The organism is Streptomyces sp. NPDC007929 (assembly GCF_042959065.1).
Lineage (GTDB): Bacteria > Actinomycetota > Actinomycetes > Streptomycetales > Streptomycetaceae > Streptomyces.
The window spans coordinates 420,102-433,379 of the sequence record NZ_JBIBKD010000003.1 but is presented as its reverse complement, the minus strand read 5'-3'; the positions used below and the strand labels follow the sequence as shown (position 1 = coordinate 433,379).

The following is a 13,278-nucleotide window of genomic DNA, read 5'->3' as shown; positions in this document are numbered from 1 at the left end:
GAAGACCGGCCTACTTGATCTCTGTGGTGTAGGGCGTGCACTTCTCGCAGCCCTTGTGCTGAGCCTTGGTGATCTTGCCGGTGGAGCTGCTGATGGACTTGCTCGTGGATCCGTGCTCCCACTTGGTCCAGCTGCCGCTCCTGAGGGCGCGGACCCAGGCGTGGCCCGCGCATGACCCGTCGTTGCCCTTCGCGGTGGTCGCCTTGGTCTTGCTGACCGTACCGGCGTACGACGTGTCGCAGGTCCTCTCCCAATAGATGAAGTTGCCCTCGTCGGTGATGATCGTGTCCGCGGACGCCGTGGTCGCGGTGAGCATCAAGGCCGCGGCGGCTGCGCCGAGCACTGTCGCGATTCGCTTGCCCATGGGGTTCCTCCCGTTGATGTGCGGTGCGTCGTGGGTCACTGGCAGGTGCGCTTCTTGTACGTCCCCGGCTTCCAGGCGCCGTCCAGGTGGAACTCGTACCGCCCGCGCTCATTGCGCACCAGGTTGAAGTCGTGGTCGAAGCCGTCGTACTTGAGCACCAGCCGCTTGCCGCTCCCCGTGCTGCCGGAGACGTACTTCAGCCGGGCGGGCGCGGCGGCAGCGGTGAAGGTGGTGTTGTCGGCCTTCCCGGTCGGGGACACATGCCAGCGGCTCTGGAGCGTTCTGGTGCGCTGGACGGTCTTGCCACCGAAGACTCCGTCGACCTCAGGGTTCGACAGCAGCCCCTCTGCCCACAGGATCTTCTGCCACATGCAGACGGCGTTGGACCGTGCTCCGGATGACACGAACTCGTCGGACCAGTCGTTGCGGAAGCCGCCACTTCCGCTGATGTAGCCGTCCGAGGAGGCGGCTGAGGCGGGCGTCGTGCTCATGGCCAGGACGGCCCCGAGGGCGGTGCCCAGAACGGCGACGACGGTCAGGCGACGCCTGGGCGTACGGATTGTCATATGGTCCCTTCCCCCTTGATGTTCCAGCCGCCACTGTGGCGGCGGACGGTGTGGGCCGGAACCTGGAAGGTTGTAGGTACGCCTTTCATCACGGCGGTCCGGCAGAAACGGCGAGGGCCCGCCGGTCAGTGGCCGGCGGGCCCTCGCATGTGGTGCGGCTCAGTGGAAGAAGTGCCGCGTCCCCGTGAAGTACATCGTGACGCCGGCCTTCTGCGCGGCCTCCACGACCAGTTCGTCACGGACCGAACCGCCGGGCTGGACGATGGCCTTGACGCCCGCGGCGCCCAGGACGTCGATGTTGTCGGGGAACGGGAAGAACGCGTCCGACGCGACGTACGAGCCCCGGGCCCGCTCCTCACCGGCCCGCTCCACCGCGAGCTTGCAGGAGTCGACCCGGTTGACCTGCCCCATGCCGACGCCGACCGAGGCGCCGTCCTTGGCGAGCAGGATCGCGTTGGACTTCACCGCGCGGCAGGCCTTCCAGGCGAACGCCAGCTCGGCCAGCTCGTCGGCGCTCAGCGCCTCGCCGGTCGCCAGCGTCCAGTGGGCCGGGTCGTCGCCGTCGGCCTGGAGCCGGTCGGTGACCTGGAGCAGCGCGCCGCCGTCGATCGGCTTGACCTCGACGGGCGCGGCCGGTCCGTCGGGGCAGCGCAGCACGCGGATGTTCTTCTTCTTGGTGAGGGCCTCCAGGGCCCCGTCCTCGTAGCCGGGCGCGACGATGACCTCGGTGAAGATCTCCGCGACCTGCTCCGCCATCTCCTTGCTGACCGGGCGGTTGACCGCGATCACACCGCCGAACGCCGACAGCGGGTCACAGGCGTGCGCCTTGCGGTGCGCCTCCGCGACGTCCGCGCCGATCGCGATGCCACAGGGGTTGGCGTGCTTGATGATCGCGACGCACGGCTCGGTGTGGTCGTACGCGGCACGACGGGCGGCGTCGGTGTCCGTGTAGTTGTTGTACGACATCTCCTTGCCGTGCAGCTGCTCGGCCTGGGCGAGGCCGCCGGTGCCCGACACGTACAGGGCCGCGGGCTGGTGCGGGTTCTCGCCGTAGCGCAGGGTGTGCTCGCGCTCCCAGGTGGCGCCGAGGAAGTCGGGGAACCGCGACTCGTCGACCGGCGCGTAGGAGGAGGCGAACCAGGAGGCGACGGCCACGTCGTAGGCGGCGGTGTGCTGGAAGGCCTCGGCGGCGAGCCGCTTGCGGGTGGCGAGGTCGAAGCCGCCGCCCTGGACGGCCTTGAGCACGTCGGCGTACCGGGCGGGGCTGGTGACGACCGCGACCGAGGGGTGGTTCTTGGCGGCGGCCCGGACCATCGAGGGGCCGCCGATGTCGATCTGCTCGACACACTCGTCGGGCGAGGCACCGGAGGCGACGGTCTCACGGAACGGGTAGAGGTTCACGACGACGAGGTCGAACGGCTCGACACCCAGCTCGGCGAGCTGCTCGCGGTGGCTGTCCAGACGCAGGTCGGCGAGGATGCCCGCGTGCACGCGCGGGTGCAGGGTCTTGACCCGGCCGTCCAGGCACTCGGGGAAGCCGGTGAGCTCCTCGACCTTGGTGACGGGGACGCCGGCAGCGGCGATCTTCGCGGCGGTGGAGCCGGTGGAGACGAGCTCGACCCCCGCCTCGTGGAGCCCGCGCGCGAGGTCCTCGAGACCGGTCTTGTCGTAGACGCTGACGAGCGCCCGGCGAAGGGGCCGCTTGTTGCTCTCGGCGGTCACTGGATAACTACCTTTCGTCCCTCAATGCGATAGCCGTTGCGGGCGAGCCGCCCCACGACCTCGACGAGCAGCCTTCGCTCGACTTCCTTGATGCGCTCGTGCAGAGCGCCTTCGTCGTCCTCGTCCCGGATCTCCACCACGCCCTGCGCGATGATCGGCCCGGTGTCGACGCCGTCGTCGACGAAGTGGACGGTGCAGCCGGTGACCTTGGCGCCGTACGCGAGCGCGTCCCGCACGCCGTGGGCTCCGGGGAAACTGGGCAGGAGCGCGGGGTGCGTGTTGACGAACCGTCCGCCGAACCGCGCGAGGAACTCCTTGCCGACGATCTTCATGAACCCGGCGGAGACGACGAGGTCGGGCTCGTACGCGGCGACGGCCTCGGCGAGGGCGGTGTCCCACTCCTCGCGACTGCCGTGGTCCTTGACCTTGCACACGAACACCGGCAGTCCGGCGCGCTCGGCCCGCGCCAGCCCCTCGATGCCCTCGCGGTCCGCGCCGACGGCCACGATCTCGGCCCCGTACTCCGCCGCGCCGACGGCGGCGATCTCGTCGAGCAGCGCCTGGAGGTTGGTGCCGGATCCGGAGACCAGCACGACGAGGCGCTTGGCGCGCGGGGCCACGGGCTTGGCGGCCACGGTGGGGGCCTTTCTCGGGGGAGCGTCTGTCCAAGGCGGCCGGCGCCCAGCATTTTGTACATTCATACGAATGCTTCGCGTCCCCGGATACGGGGAAGCCTACGAACCGGCCGACCGTCAGCAACGATACCGGCACACCGGACGGCCCCCACGGGACGGGGGCGGGGCCGGAAGGTAGCGTCTGGACGGAGCCGGTTCGGGAACGACGTCCGGACGTGGTGCGTTCAGAGGATGACGGACCCGGGTCCGACGCCGTTCCGTTCTGTCCACACACCGCTCCTCACCAACGGGAAGACGCTCACCTTGATGCCGGACCGCAGCCTGCGACTCCTCACGTTCCCCCAGCTGTTGCCGCAGGGAGGGGAGCGCGGCGCCGTGCTGCTGCGGGAGCGCCCCAGCTCACCGCCCGACGCGCCTTCGGGCGGCGAGGGCGAGCAGGGGCGGGGGCGCGGGTCCCAGGAGGACGACAACCCCTTCGCCCCGCCGCCCGAGGGCACCCCGGACCGGCCCTGGCAGCCGCGCCGCCCGTCGGGCGACGACTCCCAGGACTCCGGCGGGGGGAACGGCGGCTCCTCGCCCTGGGGCAGCCAGTGGAGCGACCAGCAGCCCGGCCGTTCCCCCGGCGGCTTCGGGGAGCGGCCGCGCGGTGGGCCCGAGGGCCAGGGCGGCGGCCCCCAGGGCGGCGGTCCGAACGCGCGCTGGGACCCGACGGATCCCGCGCAGCGCCGGGCGCGCTACGCGCTGCTGTCGGGTATGTGGGCCTTCTTCTTCGCCCTCTTCAGCTGGCCGTACGTGGCGCTGCTGCTCGGCGCGCTCGCCCTGTACTGGGCCATCAGCTCCCTGCGCGCGGGGCCCCGCAGGCCGGACCCGGACTCTCCCGCCCCCGAGCAGCAGGGCGGCGGCCGCCCCCAGACGACGGCGGCGGTGAGCGGCCTGGTCACGGCGTCCCTGGCGATCGCCCTGGTGGCCGCGACCTTCACGGCGCAGCTGGTCTACCGCGACTACTACACGTGCACGAACGACGCCCTCACCAACGAGGCGAAGCAGTCCTGCTCGAAGCTGCTGCCGGAGGAGCTTCGGGGATTGCTGGGGACGAACGACTGACGTCTCTCAGGGGGTCTTTGGCCGGTTGGGCCGGGGGGAGGGGGCCGGGTCGGACGACAGGAAGTCGTAGAAGCCTGGGTCCGTTTCACGGTCGTGGTCCTGGTCCTGGTCGGGGTCTGGGTGGTCGTGGTCCCGGTCTTGGCCTTGGCCGGGGTCCCGGTCTTGGCCTTGGTTTTGGCCTTGCTTTTCGGCTTGGTTTTCGGCTTGGTCGGGCGGGGTGCGGGGCCTGACGTCCTCGGTGTGCATGTCAGCCGTTGACGACCCAGCACCTCTCGAAGCGTCGGTCACGCCTCCGGCCACCCCCGCGATACCGGCAACTCCGGTGCGCGTGAAGCGGCCGCGGCCCAACCGGGCCCCCTGGCGCAGCGGCCCGGCAGCATGGATGCCCTCGGCCCTGTCCTCCCGCTGCTTGGCGACCCTCGGCTTCTCCGCCCGGGGCGACCGGCACCGCCAGGCCCGTACCGCCACCGCCGTCGGGATCGCCAGCAGCGCCAGCCAGGCGAGCGTCGCGACGGCGACCTGCCACCAGACCGGGCCGAACCGGGACAGCGCTCCGGCACCGAGCGGGCCGCCCGACAGCCCGGCCAGCCCCGCGAGCACGCCCGCGCACAGCACCGACGCCAGCGCGACGGCACGGACGGTACGGCCGGTCGACCACACGGCCCCCCGCGTGCTGCCCGGCGCCGTCCCACCCGGCTCCCCCAGCACCGCACCCGCCGCCACCATCCAGCCCACGACCAGTGCGGCGATCACCGGCACCGCCCCGGCCGCCCAGTGCACCGGCGCCCCCCGCCCCGCCTCCGGCACCGCCGCCAGCAGCGGAAACGGCGGCAGGAACGGGGCCGGCGCCGAGGCCAGCGGCCCGACCGCATGACCTGCGCCGAGGGCGAAACCGGGGCCGAGGGCGTAGGCGGCGCCCCACACCACCGCGTTCGGCAGCAGGGCCACGCACAGCAGCAGCACGGCGAAACGCCCCGACCACCCCTCGGTCAGCCGAAGCAGTGACGCCTGGGCCGCCGCACCGTGCCACGCCAGCGACCCCACCACCAGCAGCGCACCACCCCCGAGGAGCACCGCCACCCCGGCCGCCGAGGCCCGGGCGGCGACGCCGGGGCGTCCGTCCGGGCCCAGCACCAGCGGGCGTACTCCCGTCGGCAGCACGCCCAGCAGCCGCCGCAGGGGCCGACCGGGACAGCCGTACGCCGACCACACGCCCGCCCCCGCCGCCACGACGGCGACCAGCGGGACACACACCCCGGCCCAGACCCACGACGGCCGCAGCGTGCCCCCGGCGGCGTAGAGGGCGGCGGGCGCGGCGACGGAGAGGTAGCCGAGGACGACGCCCGTCCACGCGGTGCGGGGGGCGGCCAGGGGCCGGCTCGCGGCGACGGCGAGGCCCCCCTCGTGGCCATGACCGTGGCCATGGCCATAACCGGCGTCGTAGGCGTGGGCGCCGGTGTCGTCGTCCTCGTCCTCTCCCCCGCCGTCCGTGGCGTCCCGGGCCGCCCGGTGCAGCAGCCACACCGGCAGTGCGAGCAGCAGCAGGGGCGGGAGGCCGAGGGGGGCGGGGACGCCGGAGAGCGTGTCGGTGCGGACCAGCTCGGCGCCGTGCGCCAGCAGCCACAGCGACGCCGTCACGTGCATGGCCCCGCCGGGCCCGCTGTCCGGGTACGGCGAGCTGATCCACAGCAGCATCACCAGCACGGCGAACGCCGCGAGCCCGAGTCCCGCCGCGAGCGCGCCACCCATGAGGGCGCCGACGAGCCCGGGCGAGCGGTCACGCACAGGGGCGAGCGGGGGTGACGGCGAACGTCGGCGAGCGGTCATCTCGGTCACGCCCGCCATGCTCCCAACGACACGCGCTTTACCGTCGTAACAGGCGAACCCTCGCTGTGTCGCTAAAAATACGTTTATGTACTTTTTCGGACGGAGGGGCGCCCTGTGACACAGAGCCCTGCCCTCCCGCTCCCCCCGCCCAAAGAACGCCGACGCCTGCGCGAGGCAGCCTCGCTGACACGAGCTCAGCTGGCCTCCCGGGTGGGCGTCACCGGCGAGACGGTGCGCGGGTGGGAGACCGGCCGTCTCACACCGCGCGGCCGCAAAGGCGAGAAGTACGCGAAGCTGCTCGACTCACTGGGCGACGAGACGGAGGTGACCCCTGCGGAGGTGACCCCTGCGAAGGTGACCCCTCCTGCGAAGGTGACCCCTCCTACGGAGGTGACGCCCCCTCAGGACGCCGCCGCCGATGACGACACCCCCGAGCCGGCACCCACACCCACATCTGCGCCCACACCTGCGCCCCCACCCCCACCCCCGGTCTCCCGTCGAACCGCCCGGGCCCGCCGCAGGGCCGCCACCGACGACGACCGGAAGCGGCCGCCCACCACGAAGGACCACTCCCCCGACCCGCACCACAGCCGTCCTCCCGCCCCGCAGCACAGCCGGGCCGCCGTCCCGCACCACAGCCACGCCGCCGTCCCGCACGGACACCGCGTCATCCTCACCGAGCGCCGGCGTACGACACCCCCGCACCGCCCGGACGACGCCCTCACCGCGCTGACCCCCGACGAGGCCTTCGACGCGCTGTACGCCTTCTGCGCACCCGCGCTCGTCCGGCAGACCTATCTGCTGACCGGCCGTCGCGAGCTGGCCCGGGAGTCGGTGGAACGGGCGTTCCAGATCGCCTGGCAGCGCTGGCCCGAGGTGGCCCGCGACCGCGACCCGGCGGGCTGGGTGCGCGCGATGGCCTACGAGTGCGCGCTCTCGCCGTGGCACCGGCTCCGGCTGCGCCACCGGCACCCCGAACCACCCCCGCCCGACGCCTTCGACCGGGCCCTGATGGACGGTCTGCTGAACCTCCCACCCTCCTACCGCCGCACGCTGATCCTCTACGACGGTGTCGGGCTCGGCCTGCCTGAGGCGGCCGCGGAGACGGAGGCGAGCACCCGCGCGGCCGTGAACCGGCTGGCGCACGCGCGCGAGGCGCTCGCCGAACGGCTCCCGGAGCTGGCGGATCCGGAGACACTGCACTGGCGGCTGGTCGAGCTGGCCTCCACCGAGCGGCTGCGGGCCGCGAAACCCACGGTGGTGCGCAGGGGCGGGGAGCGCAGGGCCCGGTTCTGGACCCGGGCCGCCATCGCCTTCACGGTCGCCCTGATCGGCACCACGGCCCTCACCGTCCGCACCGCCCCCACCCACTACGAGCCTCCGGTACCGCCGGGAGAGACAGTGCAGGGCGTGCCGCCACCGGTCGCGCCCGGGCCGCTGTCGGAGCGGGAGCAGAAACTGCGCGCGAAGCTGCGCAAGGAGCAGCAGAAGGGACCGGAACGCCTGCTGCCGGAGCTGCGGTGACCGGCCGCGTAGGCGTACGCGGAAATCGGAAGCGGCGCGGGATCGGAAGCGGCGCGGGATCGGGAGCAGCGCGGAATCGGAAGCGGCGCGGACATGGAAGCGGCGCGGATACGGCGGTGGGCCCGCCCCCTGTGCAGGGGGCGGGCCCACCGATGACCTCCAGAACTCGACGGCTGAGCCGTCGAGTGTCGTTCGGCCCGTTCAGCCTGTTCAGCCTGTTCAGCCCGCGAGGATCTCGCGCGCCAGCTTGGCCGTCTCGGTCGGGGTCTTGCCGACCTTGACGCCCGCGGCCTCAAGGGCCTCCTTCTTCGCGGCGGCCGTGCCGGAGGAACCGGAGACGATGGCGCCGGCGTGGCCCATGGTCTTGCCCTCGGGCGCGGTGAAGCCCGCGACGTAGCCGACGACCGGCTTCTTCACGTTCTCCTTGATGAAGGCCGCGGCCCGCTCCTCGGCGTCGCCACCGATCTCACCGATCATCACGATCAGGTCGGTGTCGGGGTCGGCCTCGAACGCGGCGAGCGCGTCGATGTGCGTGGTGCCGATGACCGGGTCGCCACCGATGCCGACGGCGGAGGAGAAGCCGATGTCACGCAGCTCGTACATCATCTGGTACGTCAGCGTGCCGGACTTCGAGACCAGGCCGATGCGGCCCGGCTTGGTGATGTCGCCCGGGATGATGCCGGCGTTGGACTGGCCCGGCGTGATGAGGCCGGGGCAGTTCGGGCCGATGATCCGGGTCTTGTTGCCCTGGGACACGGCGTAGGCGTAGAACGCGGCCGAGTCGTGGACGGCGATGCCCTCGGTGATGACGACCGCGAGCGGGATCTCGGCGTCGATGGCCTCGACGACGGCGGCCTTGGCGAAGGCCGGCGGGACGAAGAGGACGGACACGTTGGCGCCCGTCTTCTCCATCGCCTCGGCGACCGTGCCGAAGACCGGGATCTCGGTGCCGTCGATGTCGACGGACGTGCCGGCCTTGCGGGGGTTCACGCCACCGACGATGTTCGCGCCGTCGGCCAGCATGAGCTTGGTGTGCTTCATGCCCGTGGCACCGGTCATGCCCTGGACGATGACCTTGCTGTCCTTGTTGAGGAAGATAGCCATGGCTGTTTAGTCCCTCGTCCCTTACTTCGCAGCCGCGAGCTCGGCGGCCTTGTCGGCCGCGCCGTCCATGGTGTCCACGCGCTGGACCAGCGGGTGGTTGGCGTCGGAGAGGATCTTGCGACCCAGCTCGGCGTTGTTGCCGTCCAGCCGGACGACGAGGGGCTTGGTGACTTCCTCGCCCTTGTCCTTGAGCAGCTGCAGCGCCTGGACGATGCCGTTGGCGACCTCGTCACAGGCGGTGATGCCACCGAAGACGTTGACGAAGACGGACTTGACGTCCGGGTCGCCGAGGATGATCTCCAGGCCGTTCGCCATGACGGCGGCGGAGGCGCCACCGCCGATGTCGAGGAAGTTGGCCGGCTTCACGCCGCCGTGCGCCTCACCGGCGTACGCGACGACGTCCAGGGTGCTCATGACGAGACCCGCGCCGTTGCCGATGATGCCGACCTCACCGTCGAGCTTGACGTAGTTGAGGTTCTTCTCCTTGGCGGCGGCCTCGAGCGGGTTGGCCGCGTCCTTGTCCTGGAGGGCCTCGTGCTCCGGCTGGCGGAACTCGGCGTTCTCGTCCAGGGAGACCTTGCCGTCCAGGGCGATGACCTCGCCCGAGGCGACCTTGGCCAGCGGGTTGACCTCGACGAGGAGCGCGTCCTCTTCGATGAAGGTCTTCCACAGGGTGACCAGGACGTTCTCGACCTTGTCGGCGACCTCGGCCGGGAAGTTCGCGGCCTGGACGATCTGGCGGGCGACCTCGGGGGTCACGCCCACGTTGGCGTCGATCGGCGTCTTGGCGACGGCCTCGGGGCGGGTCTCCGCCACCTCCTCGATCTCCATGCCGCCCTCGACGGACGCGATGGAGAGGAAGGTGCGGTTGGCACGGTCCAGGAGGAAGGAGACGTAGTACTCCTCCACGATCTCCGGGGCCGTCTCGGCGATCATCACCTTGTGGACCGTGTGGCCCTTGATGTCCATGCCGAGGATGTTGGTGGCGTGCTCGACCGCCTCGTCGGCGGTCGCGGCCAGCTTCACGCCGCCGGCCTTGCCGCGGCCACCGACCTTCACCTGGGCCTTGACGACGGACTTGCCACCGAGGCGCTCGGTGGCTGCGCGGGCCGCCTCAGGCGTGTCGATGACTTCACCGGCCAGCACCGGTACATCGTGCTTGGCGAAGAGGTCCCTCGCCTGGTACTCGAACAGGTCCACGCGCTTCCGTCCCTATCAGTGATCTCGCGGTTCGTTGTCTGCGTGGGCGTGCCGCGAGGGCAACGTGACGTCCGCTGTCTGTCACAAGGGAGGCGCACACGGTGTCCGAGCGCGCGGCATGTCCGTCTCGCAGGTTATCGCTGCTTCAGGGAGGCCTCTAAATCGAGGGTCACACCTGAGCGGTGATACCTGTCACATGATGCCGCGCTCTCTGGCACGGCGTGCCGGGTGTGAGGAGCGGGTGGGGGGTGGGCGGGGGGTGGGTGAGGGGCCTCACCGGGCTGGGGTTGACCCGGTGAGGCCCGCGGGACACCCCCGGAGGAGCACGAAGCCCCTGTTCAGGGGCCCGGCTCTCCGGGTTCGGGTCGGGTGATCCCCACCCCGATGGGGACCGCCCGACCCTCTCCACGAGGTGTCGGCCTCGGACCACCGATGGCTTTCGGCCGTCCGGGCGTCAGATCTCGTGAAGGGCTGTGGGATCTCCGCCGCGGAGGGCGGGCCGACGGCGGGAAAGCCGCGGCGGTCGCCCGTCCTAGCCGGGGAAGAGGGGGATGCCCGGGTGGCCGCCCCGGGGGCCTGCCGCATGACCGCGCTCCCCGGCAGCGCCGGGCACGAGCGTGACCGGCACGATCCCCGGGGTGACGGCCTGCACGTCGCCCCCGTGCCGCGACGATCCGTTGTCGGCGAGGGACCGGTTGCCGAGGACACCGTCGGGACGATCACCGGGTGGGTGGTCGAACGGGGTGGGCCCGACATGGCTACAGGGTCCGAGGTGACAGGCATGACCGACGAGACCGACCGGGCTGGGGTGGCTCACGGGGCTGGTGCGGTCTGCGGGTCTGACGGGGTGCGTGTGAATGCCGGGGGGCGCGTGTGTGCCGGGGGGCGTGTGTGTGCCGGGGGGCGTGTGTGTGTCGGGGGGCGTCGGGTGGGCGGGTGCCGCGTGAGTCGCCTCGCCGTGAGCCGCGGCGCGTGGTGCCCCGCCGTGCCGTACGGATGCAGCCACGTCCCCCACCGGCGTCGCCACGCGGCCCGGCTGGGGGACCGGGACACTCGGCAGGGCAGGTGAGCCCGGCAGCATGGGTGCGGCTGGCAACCCTGGCAAGGGGAGCGGTGTCGGCAGGGAACCTGGAGCGGGGAGGCTCGACGCCGCCGCAGCGCCGCCTGGAGCGGGGAGGCTCGACGCCGCCGCAGCGCCTGGAGCGGGGAGGCTCGACGCCGCCGCAGCATCTGGAGCGGGGAGGCTCGACGCCGTCGCGCGAGCGGGCACCACGGAGACGCCGGTCGGCACAGAGCGCGACGAGGGCTCGCGCGGGGCCGGGAGCGACGACGGCTCCCTCGGCCGCTCCAGCCGCCCCGCGTACGCCAACTGCCCCACGTACGACGGCCGCCCCTCATACGACGGCCGCCCCTCATACGACGGCCACCCCGCGTACGAGGGCCGCCCCTCGCGCGACGGCCGCCCCTCGTACGACGGCCGCTCCAACGACCGCGACCGCGAGGACGACGGCAACGACCGCAAAGACGACGACCGCGCCGAGGACGGCAACGGCGACAGCCTTTTCACCCGGCCCTCTGCCACCCCCTCGCCCGCGTCCTCCCCCGCGTCACCGACAGCCCGACCGACCCGTTCCCCCGCCGCCGGCCCCGGCACGTGAACTCGGACCGCGACCCGGCCGCCCGGCCCCTCCCCCGGCGCCCCGGCGCCGCACTCCGCATACGCCCGCTCCCCGCACAGCAGCCCGATCGTCAGCAACCCGCCCACCAGCAGCGTCACTTGGAGCACACGCCGCCCGGCCGCGGTGCGCAATGGGCGCATCGCGACATCGGGCAGGGCTGCTGACCAGGTCAAGAGGGGGAGCTTCCTCCCGTGCGACGGAAGCGGTACTGCCCGGCCGGCAGCACGCACGGCCGAGCAGGCGCCGATCCTCGCACGGGAGTGCGGAGGTTGCGCAAGCCCTTGCTTGACGATGGCCCGTCATGTCCGTTTTGCTGCTCCACGTCGGACCACGGCTCGTCGACATGGCGTCATCTGCCCGCTTCCGCCGGGCCCTTCACGCCGCGTCCGGTATCGGCAACGGCCGCTTCTCGATCGCGGCCGCCATCACCTCCGGGAACAGGTCGGGCGTGCAGGCGAACGCCGGAGCCCCCAGCGCCGCGAGCGCCGCCGCGTGCTCCCGGTCGTACGCCGGTGCGCCCTCGTCCGAGAGGGCCAGCAACGTCACGAACTGCACGCCCGCCACCTTCATCGCGGAGACCCGCTTGAGCATCTCGTTGCGGATGCCGCCTTCGTAGAGGTCGCTGATCAGCACGACCACCGTCTCCGCGGGCCGGGTGATCTGCGACTGGCAGTAGGCGAGCGCCCGGTTGATGTCCGTGCCACCGCCGAGCTGCGTGCCGAACAGCACGTCGACCGGGTCGTCCAGCTGGTCCGTGAGGTCCACGACCGCCGTGTCGAAGACGACGAGTCGCGTGGAGATCGTCCGCATCGAGGCGAGCACCGCCCCGAACACCGAGGCGTACACCACCGATGCCGCCATGGATCCCGACTGGTCGATACAGAGGATGACCTCCTTCTTGGTGGACCGGTTCGCCCGTCCGTACCCGATGAGCCGCTCCGGCACGATCGTTCGGTACTCGGGCAGGTAGTGCTTGAGGTTGGCCGCGACGGTGCGGTTCCAGTCGATGTCGTGGTGGCGGGGCCGGCTGATGCGGGCGCTGCGGTCGAGCGCGCCGGTGAGGGTGGCCCGGGTGCGGGTGGCGAGCCGCTTCTCCAGGTCCTCGACGACCTTCCGCACGACGGCCCGGGCCGTCTCCTTCGTCGTCTCCGGCATCGCCTTGTTGAGCGACAGCAGTGTGCCGACGAGGTGCACGTCGGCCTCGACCGCCTCCAGCATCTCCGGCTCGAGCAGCAGCGTGGCGAGACCGAGCCGGTCGATGGCGTCGCGCTGTATGACCTGCACGACGGAGGAGGGGAAGTACGTACGGATGTCGCCGAGCCAGCGCGCCACCGACGGTGCCGATGCCCCGAGCCCCGCCGAACGGTCCCGGCCCCCCTGTGACCTGCCGTCCTTTCTGCCGTACAGCGCGGTCAGCGCCCCGTCCATCGCCGCGTCCCGCCCCGACAGCGCGCAGCCGGTGCCGTCCGCGGAGTCCCCTCCGAGCACGAGCCGCCAGCGCCGCAGCCGCTCCTGCGCCGGATCCGTCGCCTCGGCCGTCATCCCCGGCCTCC

11 protein-coding genes are annotated in these 13,278 nt (G+C 72.1%); 3 read left to right on the top strand and 8 right to left on the bottom strand.

Annotated elements, in window-relative coordinates; translation table 11 throughout:
• Positions 1-10 precede the first annotated feature (10 nt).
• The 4 genes from ACFZDE_RS11615 to purN all read right to left on the bottom strand — a co-directional run bounded on the left by ACFZDE_RS11615 (position 11) and on the right by purN (position 3,287).
• A complete protein-coding gene (locus ACFZDE_RS11615) occupies positions 11-364 on the bottom strand; it encodes a hypothetical protein (RefSeq protein WP_391199518.1) in 354 nt (117 codons plus the stop codon).
• A gap of 35 nt (positions 365-399) precedes the next feature.
• Complete coding sequence (locus ACFZDE_RS11610; RefSeq protein WP_391199516.1) at positions 400-930, bottom strand: peptidoglycan-binding protein; 531 nt, start codon at positions 928-930, stop codon at positions 400-402.
• 159 nt (positions 931-1,089) lie between these two features.
• Positions 1,090-2,652: a bifunctional phosphoribosylaminoimidazolecarboxamide formyltransferase/IMP cyclohydrolase gene (purH, locus tag ACFZDE_RS11605; protein ID WP_391199514.1), complete on the bottom strand. Its 1,563-nt coding sequence runs from the start codon at positions 2,650-2,652 to the stop codon at positions 1,090-1,092.
• Positions 2,649-3,287 carry a phosphoribosylglycinamide formyltransferase gene (purN, locus tag ACFZDE_RS11600; protein ID WP_390993326.1) on the bottom strand — a complete coding sequence of 213 codons (639 nt, stop codon included), beginning with the start codon at positions 3,285-3,287 and terminating at the stop codon, positions 2,649-2,651. The genes purH and purN overlap by 4 nt, the downstream gene beginning before the upstream one ends.
• A 306-nt stretch (positions 3,288-3,593) precedes the next feature.
• On the opposite strand from purN, the gene ACFZDE_RS11595 reads away from it, so the two are divergent.
• Positions 3,594-4,391 (top strand): hypothetical protein, encoded by a 798-nt coding sequence (locus ACFZDE_RS11595; RefSeq protein ID WP_391199512.1) that lies wholly within the window; start codon positions 3,594-3,596, stop codon positions 4,389-4,391.
• 6 nt (positions 4,392-4,397) lie between these two features.
• Here ACFZDE_RS11595 and ACFZDE_RS11590 read toward each other — a convergent pair whose 3' ends face one another.
• Positions 4,398-6,236, bottom strand: coding sequence for a DUF6350 family protein (locus tag ACFZDE_RS11590; protein WP_391199510.1), 1,839 nt, complete (start codon positions 6,234-6,236; stop codon positions 4,398-4,400).
• Between the two features lie 96 nt (positions 6,237-6,332).
• Here ACFZDE_RS11590 and ACFZDE_RS11585 point away from each other — a divergent pair, with 96 nt between their 5' ends.
• On the top strand, positions 6,333-7,742 hold the full coding sequence (locus ACFZDE_RS11585) for a helix-turn-helix domain-containing protein (RefSeq protein WP_391199509.1): 1,410 nt from the start codon (positions 6,333-6,335) through the stop codon (positions 7,740-7,742).
• Positions 7,743-7,961: 219 nt separating this feature from the next.
• Here the strand turns inward: ACFZDE_RS11585 and sucD are convergent, their stop codons facing one another.
• Together sucD and sucC are read right to left on the bottom strand one after the other, a co-directional pair.
• On the bottom strand, positions 7,962-8,846 hold the full coding sequence (sucD, locus tag ACFZDE_RS11580; RefSeq protein WP_391199507.1) for a succinate--CoA ligase subunit alpha: 885 nt from the start codon (positions 8,844-8,846) through the stop codon (positions 7,962-7,964).
• Between the two features lie 21 nt (positions 8,847-8,867).
• Positions 8,868-10,046, bottom strand: coding sequence for an ADP-forming succinate--CoA ligase subunit beta (sucC, locus tag ACFZDE_RS11575; protein WP_031111083.1), 1,179 nt, complete (start codon positions 10,044-10,046; stop codon positions 8,868-8,870).
• A gap of 1,079 nt (positions 10,047-11,125) precedes the next feature.
• Here sucC and ACFZDE_RS11570 point away from each other — a divergent pair.
• The gene (locus ACFZDE_RS11570) at positions 11,126-11,704 is read left to right on the top strand and encodes a hypothetical protein (protein WP_391199506.1); all 579 of its coding nucleotides are present in this window, start codon (positions 11,126-11,128) and stop codon (positions 11,702-11,704) included.
• Positions 11,705-12,100: 396 nt separating this feature from the next.
• On the opposite strand, the gene ACFZDE_RS11565 is transcribed toward ACFZDE_RS11570, so the two are convergent.
• Positions 12,101-13,267, bottom strand: coding sequence for a VWA domain-containing protein (locus ACFZDE_RS11565; protein ID WP_391199504.1), 1,167 nt, complete (start codon positions 13,265-13,267; stop codon positions 12,101-12,103).
• Between the last annotated feature and the right edge of the window lie 11 nt (positions 13,268-13,278).

Bases quoted from the DNA above. Each gene is read 5' to 3' on its own strand.
- ACFZDE_RS11610 (WP_391199516.1), bottom strand. From the start codon at position 930: ATGACAATCCGTACGCCCAGGCGTCGCCTGACCGTCGTCGCCGTTCTG.
- ACFZDE_RS11615 (WP_391199518.1), bottom strand. From the start codon at position 364: ATGGGCAAGCGAATCGCGACAGTGCTCGGCGCAGCCGCCGCGGCCTTG.
- ACFZDE_RS11565 (WP_391199504.1), bottom strand. From the start codon at position 13,267: ATGACGGCCGAGGCGACGGATCCGGCGCAGGAGCGGCTGCGGCGCTGG.
- sucD (WP_391199507.1), bottom strand. From the start codon at position 8,846: ATGGCTATCTTCCTCAACAAGGACAGCAAGGTCATCGTCCAGGGCATG.
- ACFZDE_RS11590 (WP_391199510.1), bottom strand. From the start codon at position 6,236: ATGGCGGGCGTGACCGAGATGACCGCTCGCCGACGTTCGCCGTCACCC.
- ACFZDE_RS11595 (WP_391199512.1), top strand. From the start codon at position 3,594: ATGCCGGACCGCAGCCTGCGACTCCTCACGTTCCCCCAGCTGTTGCCG.
- ACFZDE_RS11570 (WP_391199506.1), top strand. From the start codon at position 11,126: ATGGGTGCGGCTGGCAACCCTGGCAAGGGGAGCGGTGTCGGCAGGGAA.